The 20,182-nt window shown below is 69.6% G+C and carries 12 protein-coding genes and 2 pseudogenes; 10 read left to right on the top strand and 4 right to left on the bottom strand.

The features are described 5' to 3' along the window. Nucleotides 1-206: 206 nt before the first annotated feature. The 4 genes from ACZ5SK_RS13815 (at nt 207) to ACZ5SK_RS13800 (ending at nt 9,651) form a co-directional block, all read left to right on the top strand. Nucleotides 207-8,051, top strand: a complete 7,845-nt coding sequence (locus tag ACZ5SK_RS13815) for a ricin-type beta-trefoil lectin domain protein (RefSeq protein WP_457495158.1) — start codon at nt 207-209, stop codon at nt 8,049-8,051. Between the two features lie 20 nt (nt 8,052-8,071). Next, on the top strand, nt 8,072-8,560 hold the full coding sequence (locus tag ACZ5SK_RS13810; RefSeq protein WP_334578157.1) for a hypothetical protein: 489 nt from the start codon (nt 8,072-8,074) through the stop codon (nt 8,558-8,560). Between the two features lie 127 nt (nt 8,561-8,687). Further along, nucleotides 8,688-8,870: a hypothetical protein gene (locus ACZ5SK_RS13805; protein WP_190149407.1), complete on the top strand. Its 183-nt coding sequence runs from the start codon at nt 8,688-8,690 to the stop codon at nt 8,868-8,870. Nucleotides 8,871-9,255: 385 nt separating this feature from the next. Continuing rightward, nucleotides 9,256-9,651, top strand: coding sequence for a hypothetical protein (locus ACZ5SK_RS13800; RefSeq protein ID WP_334578156.1), 396 nt, complete (start codon nt 9,256-9,258; stop codon nt 9,649-9,651). A 706-nt stretch (nt 9,652-10,357) separates the two neighbouring features. Here ACZ5SK_RS13800 and ACZ5SK_RS13795 read toward each other — a convergent pair. After that, nucleotides 10,358-11,153 (bottom strand): annotated as a pseudogene (locus tag ACZ5SK_RS13795) (tyrosine-type recombinase/integrase); the annotation flags it as partial. On the opposite strand from ACZ5SK_RS13795, the pseudogene ACZ5SK_RS13790 reads away from it, so the two are divergent. Then, a pseudogene (locus ACZ5SK_RS13790) lies at nt 11,144-11,440 on the top strand (GntR family transcriptional regulator); the annotation flags it as partial. The pseudogenes ACZ5SK_RS13795 and ACZ5SK_RS13790 overlap by 10 nt on opposite strands. Here the strand turns inward: ACZ5SK_RS13790 and ACZ5SK_RS13785 are convergent. From ACZ5SK_RS13785 to ACZ5SK_RS13775, 3 genes are all read right to left on the bottom strand, one after another. Then, nucleotides 11,437-12,186, bottom strand: coding sequence for a transposase (locus tag ACZ5SK_RS13785; RefSeq protein ID WP_457495159.1), 750 nt, complete (start codon nt 12,184-12,186; stop codon nt 11,437-11,439). The pseudogene ACZ5SK_RS13790 and the gene ACZ5SK_RS13785 sit on opposite strands and share 4 nt — an antisense overlap. Before the next feature lie 222 nt (nt 12,187-12,408). Beyond that, nucleotides 12,409-14,304, bottom strand: coding sequence for a ThiF family adenylyltransferase (locus ACZ5SK_RS13780; RefSeq protein ID WP_334578154.1), 1,896 nt, complete (start codon nt 14,302-14,304; stop codon nt 12,409-12,411). A gap of 105 nt (nt 14,305-14,409) precedes the next feature. Then, nucleotides 14,410-15,282, bottom strand: coding sequence for a LuxR C-terminal-related transcriptional regulator (locus ACZ5SK_RS13775; protein ID WP_334578153.1), 873 nt, complete (start codon nt 15,280-15,282; stop codon nt 14,410-14,412). Nucleotides 15,283-16,273: 991 nt separating this feature from the next. Here ACZ5SK_RS13775 and ACZ5SK_RS13770 point away from each other — a divergent pair. From ACZ5SK_RS13770 to ACZ5SK_RS13750, 5 genes are read left to right on the top strand one after another with little or no spacing between them, the layout of a single operon-like run. Next, a complete protein-coding gene (locus ACZ5SK_RS13770; RefSeq protein ID WP_334578152.1) occupies nt 16,274-16,546 on the top strand; it encodes an acyl carrier protein in 273 nt (90 codons plus the stop codon). Next, entirely contained in the window at nt 16,543-17,037 is a 495-nt protein-coding gene (locus tag ACZ5SK_RS13765) for a 3-hydroxyacyl-ACP dehydratase FabZ family protein (RefSeq protein WP_334578151.1), read from the top strand. Before ACZ5SK_RS13770 ends, ACZ5SK_RS13765 begins: the two co-directional genes overlap by 4 nt. Next, nucleotides 17,031-18,176 carry a beta-ketoacyl synthase N-terminal-like domain-containing protein gene (locus ACZ5SK_RS13760; protein WP_468576019.1) on the top strand — a complete coding sequence of 382 codons (1,146 nt, stop codon included), beginning with the start codon at nt 17,031-17,033 and terminating at the stop codon, nt 18,174-18,176. The genes ACZ5SK_RS13765 and ACZ5SK_RS13760 overlap by 7 nt, the downstream gene beginning before the upstream one ends. After that, nucleotides 18,173-18,721, top strand: coding sequence for a coronafacic acid synthetase (locus tag ACZ5SK_RS13755; RefSeq protein ID WP_334578150.1), 549 nt, complete (start codon nt 18,173-18,175; stop codon nt 18,719-18,721). Before ACZ5SK_RS13760 ends, ACZ5SK_RS13755 begins: the two co-directional genes overlap by 4 nt. After that, a complete protein-coding gene (locus ACZ5SK_RS13750; protein WP_334578149.1) occupies nt 18,718-20,175 on the top strand; it encodes a class I adenylate-forming enzyme family protein in 1,458 nt (485 codons plus the stop codon). The genes ACZ5SK_RS13755 and ACZ5SK_RS13750 overlap by 4 nt, the downstream gene beginning before the upstream one ends. The last annotated feature ends 7 nt before the right edge of the window (nt 20,176-20,182 follow it).

Genomic DNA, 20,182 nt, shown 5'->3' with positions numbered 1-20,182 from the left:
GGGGCGTGCGGCGGTGATGTTCGCTCCCCCGGCACAGAACGTACACAGCAAAAGCCAAAATCGAACACGCATTTGTCATGATCTTGGCAAAAAGTCTTGAGGTTGGGTCAATTCGGTTCCTAGCCTCCCTTCCTGGATCACGCCGACCACGTGACTGTTCAGACAGCGGACGTCCATGTCCGTTTCATACGGGGGGACTTCACACGGTGGGTGTGCGAAGAACGCTGACGCTCGTCTCTGCCCTTTTCACCGCGATGGTGCTGCTGGTGACCGGGGCGGTGGCGCAGGACGGCATCGGGCCGTACGTCTTCCACGGCGACTTCTGGAAGCCGAAACCGCTGCCGGAGACCCCCGCCGTCGGCGACCACGAGTTGACCCGTCCGAAGACCGTCCGTCCCAAGGGCTACCGTCCGCTGACCGGATACACAGCCGTCGGCAAGTCCGGCTGGCCGAAGGCAGGTTCGCACACGGTCGCCCTCAAGGACGAGCCCAGCAAGGCGGGTTCGCTGCCGGTGTGGGTGGCGTCGGCGGGCAGGCAGCGGAGCGCTCCCCAGGTCGGCGTCCGACTTGCCTCCCGCGCCCAGGCCCTGCGCGCCGGCGCCGACTCCGGTCTCCTCGTCGGACTGGGTGCCACCAAGTCCCGTACCGACAAGGTGAGTGTCGTCATCGACTACTCCGCCGTCGCCAAGGCCTACGGCGGCGGCTACGGCTCCCGGCTCACCCTCACCCGGCTCCCGGCCTGTGCCCTGACGACCCCTCAGCGTGCGGAGTGCCGTACCGCCACACCCCTGAAGGCCGTCAACCGGGCCACCGCCAAGCAGCTCACCGCGACCACCACCGCCGACTCGGCGATTGCCGTCACCTCGGGCAGCCGGGGCTCGCAGGGCGACTACTCGGCGACCTCGCTGACCCCCGAAGGAACGTGGCAGACCAGCGGCACCGGTGCCTACACCTACTCGTATCCCGTCCAGGTACCGGCGGGGCTCGGAGACACCGGCCCGTCGGTGGCGCTGTCGTACGACTCGCAGTCGGTGGACGGGGAGACCTCGGCCCGCAACTCGCAGGCGTCCTGGATCGGCGACGGCTGGGGCTACCAGCCGGGCTTCGTGCAGCGGACGTACCGTTCGTGCGGCTCGCTGCTCGACTCCGACGGGAAGAAGATCCTCAAGGGTTCGGGTGACCAGTGCTGGGGCGGCGGCAACGCCACCGTATCCTTCGGCTCCCACTCCGGCGTCCTCGTGCCCACCGCCACTTCCGGAGTACCGGGCGAAACAAGGGAGTTCCGGCTCCAGGGCGACGACGGCACCGTCGTGCAGGAACTGTCGGGTGCCGCCAACGGCCTGTACGACGGCACCTACTTCCGGGTCCTGACCACCGACGGCACCGCCGCCTACTTCGGGGCCGACCACTCACCGACCGGCCCCGGTACCAAGGGCCTGGCCTCCTCGAACTCCGGCGACGACTCCACGCACGCGGCCTGGGGCGTCCCCGTCCTGCACCCACGATCCTCCGACCCCTGCCACAGCGACTCCGACGGCAAGAAGTCGCGCTGCGACAAGCCCGAGGGCTGGCGCTGGAACCTGGACTTCGTCGTCTCGCCGAACGGCTTCGTGCAGCGCTACGACTACTCCACCGAGACCGGCTACTACGACCTCGGCGGCGGCCAGGCGGCAGCGACCGACGACCGTGACGACACCGGCACCCTCACCTCGTTCACCCGCGGCGGAACGCTCACCTCCATCTCGTACGGCTACACGCTGGACGACGAGCAGGCGGGCCGTACCCCGTCCTCGCAGGTGGTGTTCGCCTCCAAGCAGCGCTGCCAGACCACGTCCTCCTTCACCGACTGCTCGGCCGGGAACCTGGACGACAACACGGCGCCGCACTGGCCGGATGTGCCGTGGGACCTGCACTGCGACGCGACCGACAAGACCAAGCTGCCGGACGACGCCACCAAGGTCCCCACCGACGTGTGCATCGTCTCGTCGCCGACGTTCTGGTCCACGACCCGGCTGGACACCATCACCACCAAGGTGCGCGTCAAGGACGGCGACACCGACAAACTGGTCCCGGTCGACTCCTACGCCCTCGGGCAGGTGTACTCCGACGCGGGCGGTACGGTCGACCCGGTCACCGGAACCACCGTCGACCCCAAGGACGCGGGCTCGCTCCAGGCCGTGATGTGGCTACAGTCCATCAAGCACACCGGCAAGGGCACCTACGGCAACGGCAACAGCGACATCACACTGAACCAGGTGTCGTTCACCGGCACAGAGATCGACAACCGGGTGGACGACGACTCGCCGTCCGCCCCTCCGCTGTACCGGCCGCGGATCTCCAACATCCAGACGGAGACCGGCGAGTCGATCACCGTCGAGTACAACCAGACCCCGTGCGCGGGCAAGACGCTCGACATCGAGCACGCCGATTCCAACACCAACTCCTGCTACCCCGTGTACTGGACGGTCCCAGGCGCCTCCAAACCGATCGCCGACTGGTTCAACAAGGTCACCGTCCACAGCGTCACCGCCGCCGACCTGACGATCGCCGCGCAGTACAACCCGGACGCCTCCAAGATCCCGGCGGGCTCCGAGGCGCACGTCTACACCTACGCCTACTCGGGTGCCGCCTGGCACCGCGACGACTCCGACCTCACGGACGACCAGTACCGCACCTGGGACCAGTTCCGCGGCTTCCGCACCGTCACCGTGCGCACCGGAAAGGCGCCCGAGCCGGTCACCCAGCTGACCACCACCTACCTCCAGGGCATGGACGGCGACTACAAGGCCGACGGCAGCCGCCGCTCCGTCAGCGTGGACGCCACGGTCGGCGGCAAGACCGTCGAGACGGTCACCGACGCCGACCAGTTCGCCGGAACCGCCCTGCAGTCGGACACCTACACCGCCTCCGGCGGCGCGGTGAACGCCTCCACTGTCAACGGCCCGTTCGCCTTCACCACCACGGCGCACGCCGACCGCACCTCGTGGACCGCCTGGACCCAGGAGGACCACCCGGGCGAGACCGCACCGGACAAGGCCACCCTGCCCGACCTCACCGCCCGACGGGTCAAGTCCGCCCAGACGCACGGCTACGCTCTCCTCGCCGACGGAACCTGGCGGCACACCCGCACCGACACGGCCTACGACGACCGGGGCCGTGTCCAGACGGTCGACGCGCACGGCGACGTCTCCGTGGCCACGCAGGAGAAGTGCAGCACCACGCAGTACGCCGACCCGGCCTCCTCGGCCGGCAACACCATGCTGCTCGCCTACCCGGACCGCATCACCGCGGTCTCCGGGCCGTGCGGCACCAAGGCCGGCGCCGACACGCTGCTCTCCGACAAGAAGGTCTACTACGACGGCGACGGTTCCGTCACCGCCCTCGGCGCCTACGGCACGGTCGCCCAGCCGCACGTCACGGGCACCCAGGTCGCCACCGGCTTCGCCACCGACGGCACCGAGAACTGGCGCACCACCAGCGGTATCGCCTACGACGGGGCGGGCCGCGTCACCGACGCCCTCGACGCAACCGGCAAGGGCACCCACACCGACTACCTGCCCAAGTGGAGCAGCGCGGGCGGGAACACCAACCCCACCAGCATCGTCTCCACCAACCAGAAACAGTGGAAGGTCACTTCCACCCTCGACCCGCTGCGCGGCCAGCCTCTGCGCAACGTCGACGCCAACGACCGCGTCACGGACATCACCTACGACGCCCTCGGACGCCGTACCGCAGTCTGGCTGCCCGGCCGCGACAAGGCGACGCAGAGCGCGGACATGACGTTCGCATACTCCATCAACCCCGGCGCGGTGCCCGCCCCCGGCGGCACCATCACCAAGCCCGGCGACCCGACCTCCGTCACCACGCGCACCCTGCGCGAGGACGGCACCTACGCCACGTCGATCAGCATCTACGACGGGATGCTCCAGCCCCGCCAGGCCCAGACGACCGCCGACGGCGACTCCGACTCCGGCCGGATCATCTCCGACACCTTCTACGACTCCCACGGCTGGCCCAGCGCCTCGTACGCCCCCTACTCGGAGCCGGACCACACCCCGTCCGCCACCCTGTACGCGGCCAACGAGAACGAGATCCCCGCCGAGACCACCACGACGTACGACGGCCAGGGCCGCGCCACCACCGGCACCCTGTGGCACCAGGCCGTCAAACAGTGGAGCACCTCCACCGCCTACCCCGGCGCCGACGAGACCGACTCCACCCCGCCGGCCGGCGGCCGGGCGACCGCCGTGTACACCGACGCCCTCGGCCAGACGGCAAAGTCGGTGGTGCGCAACACCGGCGCGACGGTCACGCTCAAGGGCGGCAGCATCATCCCGTCCGGCACCTCGCTGACCTCGGGCAGCGTCCGTCTGACCATGCAGGCCGACGGCAACCTGGTCCTCTCCGCGCTGGCGACCGGCAAGACCGTCTGGTCCTCCGGCACCAGCGGAAACCAGGGCGCCTACGCCCAGTTCGGCGCCGACGGCAACCTCGCCGTCTACACCACCGCCGGCACCTCCAAGTGGACGACCGGCCTGACTGCGACCACCGGCGCCACCCTCCAGGTCCGGGCCGACTCCACCCTCGCGGTCGTCGCGAGCGACGGCACCGCCGTGCTCTGGAAGCAGGGCACCGCAGGCGCGGTTCCCGCCGCCGACGCCACCACCCGCTACACCTACACCCCTGCCGGACAGATCGACACGATCAAGGACAGCGCGGGCAACACCTGGTCGTACAGCTACGACCCGCTCGGCCAGAGGACCTCCCAGACCGACCCCAACACCGGGACCACGAGCTTCGACAAGTACGACGTGCTCGGCAACCTGCTCCAGTCCACCGACGCGCGCGGCCAGGTGCTGTCGTACGCCTACGACTGGGACAACCGGCTCACCGCGACATACGCGGCCCCCTGGTCGGCCACGCCCGACCCCGCCAAGCAGCAGACCTCCCGGGTCTACGACACCCTCCTCAAGGGCTACCCGACGTCCTCGACCCGCTACCTGGGCGGCGCGAACGGCAGCGCCTACACCGAGGCCGTCACCGGCTACAACACCGCCTACCAGCCGCTGGGTTCGACCCTCACGATCCCGTCCGCGGACGGCTTCCCGGGCACCGCGGGCAAGGACAGCGGCACGGTCACGTACAGCCTGGCCTCGACCTACACACCCACCACGGGCCTGCTCGCGACCACCCAGTACCAGGCGGACGGCGGCCTGCCCGCCGAGCGCATCGGTTACGGCTACACCCAGCAGGGCGCGCTGGACGGCTTCGGCGGCTACATCAACGCCGCCAACACCCCGTCCTACCTGGACGGCACGGTCCACGACCCCTTCGGCCGCGTCCTGCAGACCAACTACGGCCCCACGGGCAAGGAACTCGCGACCTTCGCCCAGTACGACGCGACGACCGGCCGGGTCACCCAGACGTCCAGCATGCTGCAGACGTCCACCACGGCCCTGGACGTCGTCAACTACCGCTACGACCAGACCGGCCAGCTCACGGCGACGGACGACCTTCAGAACAACACCACCCACGACACACAGTGCTTCAGCTACGACTCGTTCCAGCGGCTGACCGCCGCCTGGACGGACACCGTCGGCATCACCGGCTCGGGCACCGCCCCGGTCGGCGCGGTCGGCGGCTGCGCCACGGCCTCCGTGCAGACGAGCGCGGCCCCGGTGAAGACGAAGACGGTCGGCGGCCCGGCGCCGTACTGGCAGACGTACACCTACGACCTGCTGGGCGACCGCACCGGCACGGTCGACCACGCCACCACCGGCAACGCGCTGGCGGACACCACCCAGGCGACCTCCTACCCCGGCGTCGACGGTACGACCGCCGCCACCCGCCCCGACCAGGCGGGCGCGACCACGATCGCCAACCCGGGCACGGGCACGGTCACACAGACCCCGTCGTACACGGACGCGGCAACCGGCAAGAACGCTGGCAACACGGTCACCCGCGCGACAAGGACGACGGGCCCCGTCACGACCGGCTTCACGCTCACCGGCGGCGGCAAGCTGTGCGTGGAGGAGACCGGCTCGGGCGCGAAGGTCGAGGTCAACACCTGCAGCGCCTCGTCGGCGGCCCAGAAGTGGACCATCGGCGCGGACGGCACGGTTCGCGCGGCGAGCCTCTGCCTGGACACGGCGAGCAACTCGACCACGTCCGGCGCCGGGGTCGTCGTCGACACCTGCTCGACCGACGCCACCCAGAAGTGGCGGGTGACGTCGACCGGCACCCTCGTCAACGCGGCCAAGAGCACCCTGTGCCTGACCGACCCGAGCGCCAGCGCGACGAAGGGTACCCAGCTCACCGCCGCCACCTGCGGCGGCAAGGGCCAGATCTGGTCGACCGTCACGACGGGCGCGCTCCCGGCGGGCCAGACGCAGACGTTCACCTACGACGCGGAGGGCCGTACCGCGACGGTGTCGACGCCGTCGGGCACGACGACCCGCACAAGCTCCTATGTGTACGACGCCGACGGTGACCTGCTGGAGCAGACCGCGTCGGTCGGCGGCACCGACAAGACGCGGGTCCTGTACCTCTTCGGCGGCGCGGAACAGCTGACGCTGGACGTGACGGCGAAGACGTGCACGGCGCTGCGGTACTACACGGGGCCGGACGGGACGAGCGTCACCCGCTCCAGCTCCGGGGCGGTCACGTACCAGGTGGCCACATCCCAGGGCACGGCCACGACGGCCGTCGACGCCTCCACCCTGGCGGTCACCCGCCGCTTCTACGACCCTTACGGCAACCCGAGGGGCACGAAACCGTCGACGTGGGTGGCGGCGGACGAGAACCACGGCTTCCTGGGCCAACCGGCAGACTCGGTCACAGGCCTGGACCTGCTGGGAGCGCGCAACTACGACCCGACCCTGGGCCGCTTCCTCACGCCCGACCCGATCTTCCAGGCGGGCGATCCCAACCAGATGGGCGGGTACACGTACGCCGCCGACAACCCGGCGAGCAGCTCCGACCCGACGGGATACGACGACTGGTACAACGACCCGTCGATGAACAAGTGCGTCATCGACTGCGGTCCGACGCCTTCCCCGTCACCCGCGCCTGCGCCCACCAGCACCTCCAGCGGCGGCACCGGCAGCTCCACTGCGCAGCCGTCTCCCGGGGTCACCCCTCCGGCGACGCCGCCCGACCCGAACGCCGCCCCCGACCTCCTCTACAGCAGCTTCGAGGACATCGGTCTGGCGATCCGCTCCCTGTCCGTCTGCGAGTTCTGGCTCACGGGAAGCGGACCGGACCACGACCAGGCCTGCCAGGTGGCCGGCGGCGTCGTCTCCGGCGGAGGCATGGAAGGCAGCGGCATCGGAGCTCTCGAGCGCGGTGCCGCGGGCGAGGGGGAGAGCGCGCTCGTCAACACGGCCAGGGGCGGAGCCGACGCCGACGCGGCGGCCGCGGCCGGGGCAGCCGCGAAGGGCGTCAACGAAGCGGCCGCCGACACCGCGGACCTCGCCGCCATCAAGCGCGCGAACGCCCAGGCGCGGGCGGAGCAGGCGGAGGCCGCCTCGGCCGCGCCGAGCAGCCCTGCCACGGGAGCACCCGCTACCCGGCCTGCCCGGGTTACGCCGCGCGGGGCCGGAAGCGCCAAGCGACCGCCCGCCGTCAAGCACATTCCCGCAGCGGACGGCTGGACACCTGAGGGGCAGCTTGAGGCGGCCGGAAACATGGTGCCCGACTTCGCCGTCAAGCATGCGAAAGGCAACCAGCCGATGAACCGGGCGTACGTTGGCGGCTACCACACGGAGACCGGGGATATCGCGCTGGCCTCGTCCGGAGGCGGCGGTGCCCCCGGCGGTATCGGCCCGACGTGTGGCTTCTGCGCCGAAGGTAATGTGGTGCGGGCTCTCGGTGGCGATCCGGGACTGGTGCGGTTCACACACGCGTACGAGGTGGTGGTTAACGATGGCGCCTTCTCAGCCAGAGTGAAGCCCGTGTGCAAGAGGTGCCAGAGCGATTTCCCCACCCGCGATTACTTCGTGTCGGGTATCACACATGAACCCGGCGGCGACTGGGACGAGTTGCACGGATGACGATCGAAGTGGAAGCGCGCATGCGATTGATCGATGTGGAGATCGACCGGTACGACTGGTCGACGTTCGAGTGTGGATGCGGGAAAACGGCCGCGCACCTCGCCGATGACCTGAGACTGCTCGCTGAGGCACAGTCCCGGGAGGGGGCACGTGCTCTCCGCATCGAGGACCACGCGCTGATCCAGTCGTTCCCGCAGGAGCCGGCGGTGCCCGTCGCCGCCGTCCTGATGGCAGCACTGTCAGGTGACCTGGCTGTCGGCGCGCGGGTCGTGTGTCTGGATCTGCTCCTCCGGCTCGTCGATACCGACGACGAGGACTCGGCGGAGACGTGCCAGTCCATCGCACGGCAGGGGCTCTGGGGGCTGTATCGGGACCTGTGGTCCAACACCCACCCCGACCTGGTGATCTACGCCTACCTCGTCCTCAGAGTGATCGAGACTGACGAGGAACGGCTGCGCACCTACCGGGATTCGGGCCGGATCCAACTGCCCGACCATCTGGCCGACTGAAACTTTGAACACGTCGATGGGTCTCGCTCGAACGGATGTGGCCAGGCACAACCGGGACGCGACCCCGTGCGGCCGCGGTCACTCCGCTCAGCATCTGGTCGGCACTGATGACGACGAATCATCTGAGATGTGCCAGCAGATCGCGCGGCAGGGGCTCTGGGTGCTGTACCGAGACCTGTGGTTCGGCGCCTCGCGCGGTATTGTCGGCTACGCCTACAAGATCCTGCAGGTGATCGAGACCGATGAGGATCGACTCCGCGCCTACCGGAACTCGGGGCAGCTCAACCTGCCCGACGACCTCGTCGGCTGATCGGACGGTGCACCGCCGGTCGATGCCGGTGACTCTCGTGCGTGCTGAGTTGAAGCGGCATGACTGGGACGCGATCCCGTGCGGCTGCGGTCACCCCGCGCGGCAACCGGTCGGCACCTTGGAGATCATCCTCGCCGGCGGCGCCTCCGGCGCCGTGCGAAGCCCGGCTCGTCCATAGGGTGTACCTCGGTGCCCGCAGCACTGCAGCCAAGGCGTGCGCCGATGACGTGCTGGACATCGTGGAGTGGGAACCGGCGAGGCTCGAGCATTACCGGTCCCGGTGAAAGGGTGGGATATGCGGCTGGTTGATGTGGAGGCAGGCCGCTACGACTGGTCGGCGTACGAGTGAGGGTGCACGAATTCGGCCGCGCACCTGGCGGACGACTTGCGGCGACTGGTCGAGGCGCAGTCGGTCGAGGAGGCGCGGGCGCTTCACATCGAGAACCACGCCCTGATCCAGTCGATCCCTCAGGAGCCGGTGCCCGTAGCCTCTGTGCTCATGGCGGCGCTTGCGGGCGACCTCACCCCAGGCGTGAGGTTCGTGTGCCTGGATCTGCTCTGCGGGTTGGTGTTCAACGACGGTGATGACTCGTCGAAGGCATGCCAGGAGATCGCGCGGCAGGGGCTCTGGCTGCTGTACCGGGATCTGTGGTCAGGCGCCTTGCCAGGCATTGTCGGATGCGCCTACTACGTCCTGCGGGTGATCGAGGATGACGGGGACCGGCTCAGCGCTTACCGAAATGCAGGGCAGCTGGATCTGCCCGATTACCTCGCTGACTGACCGGCCGCCTTGTACGACAGGGAAAACGGGACGAGAACTGACGGGCGGAGCGCGGGAAATGTCCGACGTGCATGCGGATCGGGCGGGCGCAGAGATCGAGAAGCTGATCGATTGGCTCTCAGGGAGCAGCGGACCGAGCTGAACCGGTTCGGGCCCGACGGCAACCAAGCCCGGGGCGGCATACGCCGCTCCCAGCGTGTGGGGCTCCGCCGGGTCTCGTCGATACAGAGCACCTCCCATGGCGGGCAGCAGCTGGCGGGGCAACTCCACGGCGCAGGCCCGGTAGGCACCACAGACCAGGAAACACTGAGACCCCGGGCACCCGCGATGCGGTATTGCTGGGAACGGTCAACAGCGGGACCGCCCGGTGAATTATTTTGTAGGGTCTCCATAGTGACGCCCACTCGTCTCTTCGTTCGGCCTGCAGTATCGCGACACCCCGGGGGCTGTCGCGGCTGGCAGGTTGACGATCACCTCGTCGGTGGACAGCCGGTGGACAGACGCCTTTGGACGGTTCATGACGGGGTGGCACGGGTCAACCTGTTGCAGGTGCTCTGATCAGGCAGAACATCACCAGGCAGCACGACGAAGCATCACGTAACACGAACGCTCATGGTCTCGTAATGCGTAGGTCTCGGGTTCGAATCCCGAAGGCGGCTCTGCCGAAGCCTCAGGACTCACTCGCCGTGACCTGGGGCTTTTGCTTTTACCGGATGCGGCGACGGCGCTGAGCGCGGGCCGCGCGGCTGTCACGGGTCTCAGTTCTGGTCTCAGTAGGGCCCGGATCGGGCGCCGGGGGAGCAGGCACGAAGAACTCGCCCATGCGCCGCATCGCGTCCTTCGACAGGTGTGATCTGCCCTTCACGTACCGCCTCGTTTGGCTGATCTGTGTGTGCCGCAGGATCTCCATGATTGTGGGCATGTCGACGCCCAGCTCGTTCAGGATCGTGCCGGCAGTGTGGCGGCTCCCGTCGTACAGGCGGCGGTCGTCGATACCGGCCTCGGCGAGCAGCTCCTTGAACTCCTCGTAGTCGGCCCGCGGGTCGAGAGGGCGCCCGTCCGGCGGGGAGAACACGACACGGTGTTCCTGCCACAGCTCCCCGGCCGCGGCTCGCATCTCTTCCTGGAGTGCCTTGTGGTCGCGCAGGAATGGGACGAAGACGGGCGGGAATAGGGACGGCGTTCCGGCTCATTTTGGTCTTGGGCCGGGTGAAGACGAGACCGCCCTTTTTCCGCTCGGGGCATGCGCTCGCGTGCTTGGCGCATGTCTTGAGGCAGGGTTTTGGGCACCCCCGCGTGTAGTTCCGGTGCGTGGTGCAGTCGGGCGGGCACGGCTCGAAGCGGTGAAGGCGGGCGCCGCAGGCTCGCGGATCGTCACAGCCGTGGCGCCACGTGAGGCGCTGGAGTTGCCACTCCGGGCGGAACAGTTCAGCCTCCAGGTCGACGTACGGCCACCGCAGACCGAGGGTCTCGCCCTGCCGGAACCCCATGGCAGTACGTACCGGGCGCTCAGTTGCCCCAGATCAGAGAGCTAGTCGAGGCGGGAGAAGGCTCGAAAGCCACGGTTCATCAGGCGTACGAGGCCCTGGAAGCTGAGGGGTTGGTGACCTCTACACGTGGTCATGGCACCGTCGTACGGCTGCGCTCTCCCCTCAAGCGGCTCGGGATCGCCCGCTATGACAAGGTCAAGTGGCGCGACGGTGACGAAGTCGCGTTCATCGCGGACCGCGTTGCGTCGGGGCGCGCGTACAAGCGCGACGAGCAGACGCAGACGGGTGAGCTCCTTCAGCGTTGCCGCTCCAGGGTGAGGACGGCCGCGGCGATTGACGTCATTCGATTCGGGCTGCACCGGGATCTACGGAAGATGCGCCAGGACTTCAGTCGTGCCACGCCGCGTTCGACCGGTGCCCGTGCTGCGGACAGTGCACGGTTGACGGTTTGCTGGGTCGGTGTGAGGTCGCGGCCCGGCGGGCGTCTGAGGGGTGTCGTCACCCACGGCCCGGCTCCCATGTAGGCCCGGTCGGCGATGATCGGGACGCCCTGGCGCTCACAGATACGGATGATCCGGTGGGTGCGGGCCGCCGTGAGGTCGTGGGCGCGGCCGGGCAGGGCGGGTGAGATCCACAGCAGTCGCCCCACCGGGTCGGTCACCACCTGCACGTTGACTCCGTGCCGGCGGTGCTTGTGGGAGTAGTCGGCCCGGCTGTCGCCGACCCGGTCGCACTCGGCGAGGGTGCCGTCCAGCAAGACGTAGTCGGGGTCGGCTTCGCGCAGCGCACGCAGCAGGCCGGGCGCGCGATCGGCGAGCAGGCCGATCACCGCGGCCGTGTAGGCGTGGGCGGTCCCGACTGCGATGCCGAAGCCGGCGGCGAGCTGCGCGAGGGTGTCATGTCGGCGCAGGTACACCAGACCGATCAGAGCACGCTGGTGCGGCGGGAGCTTGCAGCGGCGGTCACCCTCGTGGGTGACGATGAGCATGGTGACCCACTCGACCAGGGCATGGGGCAGGTCGAGTGCGGCAGGATAGGAAACCAACAAGGCTCCTGTGCTGGCGGGTTGAGACGTCGAACACCTCCCTCAACGGCACGGGAGCCTTGTCCGTTGCGGACACCTACGTCGTCACCCGATCAGTGGGCACGCTGAAAGACCTCAGTGACTGAGGGAGCCCCCCGGCGGCCGACTTCACCTCGATGTCGGCACGGTCGCCTTCCGCCGAGCGCGGGGTGCCGTGTCCGGCTCTGTCCGACGGGTACCGGGCTATTCGGCCCACCGCACGGAGGCCTCGACCGGGCAGCGCGTGACCCGGTGAAGCGGTGTGGTCGTGGCCCGTCCAGTGCGCAGGACCGCCAGAATCTCGTTGTCCCCGTCGGGGCCGAGTCCGGCCACCGTGCGGCCGAACTCGCCCCGCAGCGGCTGGGCCGCGTATCCGGCCTCGGTCAGGGTGAGCCAGATGTGCATCAGTGTGGCTCCCGCTTCCACGCGGTCGGCGACGGTCCGGCGCGGACCGCGCAGGACGAGCACGGCTCCGCAGTTGCGCAGCCTCCGCGCCCGTCCGCTCGCCGCCGCCGAGCCCAGCGGACGGGCCAGCGCGCGCGGTACCGCCTCGCTCGTCAGGGCACGGGCGAGAGCCCCGGTCGCACCCGAGCGGTCGAGCAGGTCGTCCGGGTCCCCGAAGGAACGGCGTCCGTTCTCGCTCCTCGCGCGTTCGCGCAGCCAGGCCCGGAGTCGGGCGTCCCGCGCCGGATCGGCGGCCATGGCCGAGTCGAGCTCCGTCCGTGCGAGCCGGGCGAGGGCGGTGGGCCCGCTGACTGTGTCCAGGGTGAGGTTCCGCTCGGCGCACAGTAGCTCGATCCGCTTCGCCGTGGCCTGGTCGAGAGGGGTGCGCAGCAGGTCCTCCCGGTGGGTGGCGCGCAGGCCGAGCGCTCCCTGCCGGGGGAGGACGTCGTCGCGGAGACGGTCGCAGTGGAACCGGCCGATGGATTCGTCCGTCCCGCCCTCGTCGGCCGGCCGGGCTTCCCACTCGCCGCGCGCCAGGTAGGTCATGGAACCCAGCGCGCAGCCGACACTCTCCGCCCAGCCCAGCGGATCCCGATCGGCGGCGGGCCAGCGGTCCGGGTCGGGCACCAGCCGGACCGTGCGGTCGTCGAGGAGCTCGAACCGCCAAGGCTGTGCGTTGTATGCGGATGGGGCGAGCCGGGCGCCGCCGAGCACCGTGGCGAGCCGCTCGGGCAGCGGACGCAGGGGCTGCGGCGCGGCCGCCTCCGGGCGCGGACCGCGCCGGGCTGCGGCGCGTATCGCCCGACGGGTTCTGACGAGCTCCACCGGCATCCGTGCTCGGTGCATCAGGGCGGCCGGGCGGGACATGACCGCGGCGTGTACGTCCATGGTGACGACGTGCCGTGTCCTGCGGTTCATCAGCAGGTCCACGACCGTCCTGGTGGTCAGTGTGGCGAGGCCGAGGACGCAGTAGCCGATCTGCGGCCAGGTGCCCCCGTTGGCGAACCGGTCGGCCTGGATGGGCAGGAAGTCGCTGGGGACATGGGTCCTACCGGTCCACCGCATCGATTCCCAGAGGCGGTTCTCACGGTGTGCCTCGGCGCTCGCCCTGCCGTAGAACGGCACCGGATTGCGCCGGTAGTCGAAGACGTACAGGGTCGGCTTCCCTCCGAAGTCCATGCCCGCCAGGACGGGGATGCCGCGCCGGGCCGCCCGCTCGTGCAGCTGGTACTTGACCCAGGCCGACATCGTCGGGTCGATTCCGTCGAAGACGACGTGGGCGCCGTCGAGCGCCTCGTCGAGGTTCTCCAGGGTCAGCCCCTGGGGGTAGACGGTCACGTCGGCCGAGGGGTTGAGGGCGCGCACGCGGTCGGCGATCGCCTCGGGCTTGGAGCGGCCCACGTCGGCCTGTACGCAGGCCTGCCGGTTCAGGTTCGAGACGTCGAAGCGGTCGGGGTCGGCGAGCCGGAAGCGCAGCACGCCGAGCCGGGTCAGTGGCTCGACCACCCCGCCACCGCCGCCGCACCCGGCGACCAGCACCGTCGCGGCGCGTAACGCCGCCTGCTCCCGTTCGCTGATGATGTCGGCGTTGCGGCTCACGGCCTCGGCCCCGGCCGCAACCGCGTCGATGTCCGCCCGGTGGGTGTCAGTGTCCATGACCGGCTCCGTTCGCTCGGCGCTCGCCGTGGGCCCACGGCGCGACGGCCGCGGCGCGAGGCCTCCCGCCGCGGTGGTGGGAGGTGGATCGGGGGTGTGTCCGGCTCATGCGCGTTCCTGTTCCGGGTGGCTGTCGCCGTCGTCGGCGAGCGCCGGTGCGGGCCGTCGCGCCTCGGTGAGGTCGTCGGACCGGCGGGTCGCCGCCACCCGGGCGCGGTCCGCCGGCGCGGGGGCCGCTGTTGTGTAGGCGGACGTGCCGACCTGGAACCGTGCCATGTACTGGGGCTTGACCCGGGGCGGCCAGCAGTGCGGGACGAAGATGTCCAGCGCGTAGGCGCGGGCGACGAGCGCGGAGCGGTTGGGCGCCTTCAGCTTCTTCAGCATCGCGCTGATGTGGTACTCGACGCCGTGGCTGCTGAGGCCGAGCCGTGAGGCCAGCTGCTGGGTGGAGAGCCCGGCGGCCACGCCTTCCAGAATGCGGCCGGGCACCTCGGCGAGCGCCGCGGGCACCGCGGCCAGCATGAGCGGGGGGCCTTGGACGGTGTCCGGTACGGTGTCCGGGACGATGAGCGCGACCGCGGCGCACTCGGTGCAGTAGAGGTACAGGACGCTGTTGAGCGCGATGCCCGTGACCAGGCAGTCCCTGTCCCTGAGGTTCCCGTCCACGAGTGTCATGGGGACGCTGAAGTCACCGTGCCGCCCCGCGACGAGCTGTGAGAAGTGTTCCTGGAGGCTCGCCCCGGCCGTCGGGTGGAAGAATCGCGACAGGGGCACTCCCCGCACCTCGGCGGGTATGAGCCGGAACTGCTCGCAGAACGCGTCGTTGGCCTCCATGATCCGGAGTTCGGTGTCGAGATGGACGATGCCCAGTGTTGCGGCGACGGCCGAGGGGATCTCGGGTGTCGGCAGATCCCGGGGTTTCTCCGTGGAGGGTTCTGGGTCCAGGTCCAGGGGCGTGACCTTGGGCGGGGTGGACAAGGCAGTACCTCTTTCGGGGGGGTGCCGGAAGAGACCCGGGTGCGCCGCGTTCGGCCGACGCCGGTGAACCGCCCGGTACGGGGGCGTCCTCGTCTCTTCCGTCGTGTGGGGAACTGAGGCCGTGTGGGGAACTGGGGCCGTGTGGGGAAACCGCTGGTAAGCCGGGGCTAACGGCCCGTCCGAACGTCGTTCTGTGCTCCCCGTTCGCATCCGTCGGACGGGGGTGCGGGAAAGCCGTCTGACCGCCGTGGGGGTGCAGTCATGCGAGGTCTCCTGGTGATGCGGCGGGGGCGCGCGGTACCGCGGTGCGCAGCCGTGGGCCCGTCGGTGTCCGGGGCCGCGGCACCTGGGCTGTGGGGGCTCCGGCAACAAGCGCTTTCGGCCAGGGCGCACGGAACCGTGCCGGCGCTGGTGTGTGGCTAGGGGGGTGAAATGGCTGTCTCTCCGGCCCGGAGGGCCGGTCGCAGGGCGGGGCCGGGAACAGCGTCGGGCGGGCGGTGGTACCGCCCGACGGGTGATGCCGGACCAGTTTGCCTTGTTGGAGCGGTACTTGGTCAAGGGTGTCACTGGGCACAGCGACACTACCGAATGGTATGTCGTTGCGCTGTGGGTGCCAGGGGCGTGCGCGGAAGCCATGGTGGAACGGGTCGGCGGCGCGTCGGTGGACTGCGCACGGCGGCATTTCATAAACCCACCGGTAACAAATCCGCATGTTTTCACGAACCCGAAAGCCACCCACCCCTCCATACAGCGGCGGTCCGATTTGGGCGATTTTGCCGACGAACACTAAGGGTTTCCGTAGTCGCCGCTCGCCACTTGAAGCTTGTAAGGTCGCATCGTTCTCATCGGAGAGGGCCGTTTTCCGACCGCTCGTGCGTGCTTTCGCCCGTGCCGCCACGAGCGACCGGAGCCGGACTTTCTTCTGGTGGAGTGCGGGCGTCGGCGACGCCGTTTCCCAGCCCGCCCCGGTCGGCAATCATGGAGGCTGCTCGTGAGCGTTGAGGCAACCATCAAGAGAATCCTGGTCGACGACCTGTTCGTGAGCGTTCCGCAAGCCGAGATCGGCCTCGACGACGGCCTTCGGGACGTCCTCGGCCTCGACTCGCTCGGATTCACCGAACTCCGCGCCCAATGTGAATATGCCTTCGGCATAACGATCTCGGACGAGGACTTCGTGCCGGAGAACTTCTCCTCGGTGCGCGACCTGACACGGCTGGTGACACGCCTCGGCGAGCCGGTCCCGGACGGAGCCGACAGCCGATGACCGAGGTGATCGACGTCAAGGAGCGCCAGCCGAGGACCATGGGGTTCACGGAACTCAAGAGCTGGCTGAGGCATCGCCACCCGATGGTGTACCTCGACCGAATTCTGGATTACGAGCCGGGCGAATACGTAAAGAGCCTCATGGCCGTCTCCGGGCAGACGGACGCCATTTCCGGTCACTTCCCCGAGCGCGCCATCTTCCCGGCCAGTCATATGATGCAGGCGATCGCCCAGTCGGCAATCATTCTGGCCCAGCTGTCCACCTCGCCGCTGGCCGACGACGAAATCACCCTGATCGGGTCGGTCAAAGCCAGGTTCACCCATGTCGTCGTTCCCGGCGATCAAATCGTCTTCAACACGACCTGCGAGAGCCTTCGCGGAAATTTCCTCACCTTCGCCTGCCGGGCGGAGGTCTCGGGCAAGCCGGTCGCCATGACCCGGGGCAGCTTGGTGCGTACCAAGGTCACAGATCTTGGTGAGCAACTGTGGTGAACCCCGATTCCCGGATCTGGGTAACGGGAATGGCGTGGACCACAGCTCTGGGATCGGCGCTCGACCCGGTGTGGGAATTACTTCTCGGCGATGCCTCCGCAATCACCGACGTCGTCTCCCCGTTACCTCTGCGTAATATCCGGGCGGCAGTCGTGCCCGGCGTTCCGCTGGACTCCCCCGCATCGCACCGCCAGCACGAACTTACCCGCTCCACGTTGTCCACGGCTTTGACGGACGCGGGAATCGAGCCGGACGACCCGGCGCTCCTGCCGGTCCTCGGAACCAGTTACGGCGCTCATCTCGACCTGATGGAAAACGCTTCCCTCTCCCAGTGGTCGGCAGCGGCCGCGCGAGACGCCGGACTGGCGGCGGAACCCGTGACGGTCACCACCGCCTGCTCCGCGGGGTCGGACGCGATCCTGACCGCTCTCGCCCTTCTCCAGGAAGGCGCCGCGGAGTTGTGTGTGTGCGGTGGGGCGGATGTGCTCACCCTCGGCAAGCGGCTGGGGCATTCGCGGCTGGGCACCATGGCCCCCGACGAACTACGGGCCTTCGACGCGCGGCACAACGGCACGGTTCTCGGTGAGGGCGCGGCCTTCCTGGTCCTCGAACCGGCGGCGCGGGCGCGTGCCCGAGGCGCCCGCCCGCGCGGAGTCCTGGCCGGCGCGGCATCGTCGAACGACGCGGCCAGCGCCGTCGCCCCCGACCCGTCCGGCGCGAACGTCGTCCTCGCCGTCGAACGCGCCCTGCGCACAGCACACATCACCCCGGCGGACGTCTCCGTCGTCAACGCACATGGCTCCGGAACACCGGTGAACGACGACGTGGAGGCGCGGGCCTACGCCCGACTGTTCGCCGAAGTGCCCAGTCCACCGGTCGTGTTCGCGACCAAGGGGGCGTTCGGGCACACCCTCGGCGCGACCGGCGCCATCGAGGCGGTCGCCGTGCTCCAGGCCCTCGCCACCTCGATGGCACCCCCCGTCCACGGCCTCCGGGAGCCGATCCCGCAGCTCGGTCTGCCCATTCCGGCTCGGCAGCCCATGAAGATCGACCAGGGGTACGGAATCAGCGTGACGCTCGGCTTCGGCGGCTTCAACACCTGCCTCGTCCTGCAGGGGCCGGGGAGCGCGACGCCATGAACGCACTCGCCGCCCCGTACGCGTACGGCATGAGAGTCGTCGGCGAAGGTGTCGCCGCCGCACCCGACCTGTCCGCCGCCCAGCCGAAGCGGAAGGCGTCCCTCTACGCGGACCCCCTCTCCTGGCTCGTGCTCGACGCGGTGGAGCAGGCGCTCGGCGCGTGCGGCGGGGACTTCACACCGGCGGACGCGTCGGCGAAGGAGGCCGTGGGGCACATCGCCGTGAGCGATCAGTGCACCACGCACACCATGCGGCAACTGGCCGAGGCGATTCCGGCGGGCCGTATCTCGCCGCTGCGCTTCTCGGGGGCGAATCCCGGCTCGATATGCAGCCTCCCCTGCCAGCTCCTCGGATTCAGCGGACCCACCATGACCCTGTCGATGACCCCGGAGAAGGGCCTACCACCCGCGATGGCAGTGGCCCGCGCCTGGCTGCGCCAGGGCTCCGCGACCCATGTGATCGTGACGGCCCACCGGGCGGACGCATCGGGTCACCGCGTCGCCAGCACGATCCTCACCTCGGACACGACGGCAGGACTGAAGTGAAGGCCGTCGGCACCCTCGAGGCGAGCGCCGTACAGCACTTCCTCGACCACCTCGTCCAGGTCGACCGGCCCGAGGCGCGGCTCCCGACGCTCGACACCGTGGTGGACGAACTGCGCACGCTCGGCGTCGAGCCCGGACGGACCGTCATGGTGGCCGTGCCGAACGGCGGGGCGTTCACCGCCGTGGTGCTGGCCCTGCTGGCCCACGGCGCGGTTCCGGCGCTCCTGCCGCCGTCGGCTCCGCCGTCCAGGATCGAACGGATGGCCAGGGCCCTCGGAGCGGACGCCATCGTCGCGCCGCGCATCCCGGCCGAGTTGCTGAGCGGCGAGGCCGCGCGCTCCATCGGCGGGATCGCCCAGTTCGCGACCCTGCCCGGCGCGGACACCCGCCTCCACCGCCCCGGCGAGATCATCCTCCTCACCTCCGGCACCTCCGGCGTGTTCAGCGGCTGTCTGCACCACATCGACTCCCTGCTCCGCAACGCGGCCCGCCACACGGGGTCGATCGGCCAGACCACCGACGACACCGTCCTGATCAACCTCCCCATGCACTACTCGTACGCGTTCGTCGCCCAGCTGCTCGGGACCCTCGTCTCCGGGGGCAGAGCGGTGATCGCGGGCCCGCCGTTCACCCCGGCGAGCTACCGGCGGACCATCGAGGAGTACGGGGTCACGGTGTCCTCGCTGACGCCGGCACTGGTCGAGACATGGCGCCGGGCGGGCCGCCCGCTCCCTGCCGACCTGCGTCGGCTCACCGTCGGCGGTGACGCGTTCGATGCCCTGTCCACGGCGGACCTGCTGGCGCACAACCCCGGTCTGGAGCTCTACCTCACCTACGGCCTCACCGAGGCGGGCCCCCGTGTGTCCACACTGGCCGCCCACTTGGAGCCGCCCCGGCGCCACACCTCGGTGGGACTCCCGCTTCCCGGTGTGGAGGTCCGCCTGCGCACGGAGAGCCCGGGGGACCGGGTCGGCGAGCTGATCGTCGAAACCGACACGGCGATGCTCCGCAGAGTCGGGCGGACGGAGACGAGCACACGGCCCGGCGGCGGCGGACCGACGACCGGGGACACCGGGACGACGATCGGCTCATCGGGCCCCGTGAGGACCGCGATCGGCACCGGCGACCTCTTCGAGATGGACGACGACGGCTATCTCTTCTTCCGCGGCCGACGCCCGAGCTATGTCATCAGCCGCGGCGAGAAGGTCTCGCTGCGGTCGGTCTGCGAGATAGCCGAGACGCTCCCCGGCGTACAGGGAGCACAGGCGTGGACCCACGAGAACGACGCGGGTGATGTCGTCTTCACCCTCGACGTCTACTGCGCGGACGACTGCGTCGACGACCGGGAGATCCGGCGGCGACTCGCGAAGGTCCTGCTCCGCAGCGAGCAGCCGGCCCGTGTGCTGGTCCATCCGGCCGCCCACCTGGGCTGGCGCAAGTCCGTTGCCAAGTAGCGAAGGA

It is taken from the genome of Streptomyces sp. NPDC031474 (assembly GCF_055581185.1).
The sequence above is the reverse complement of the archived record's forward strand: the minus strand, read 5'-3'. Positions and strand labels throughout refer to the sequence as shown.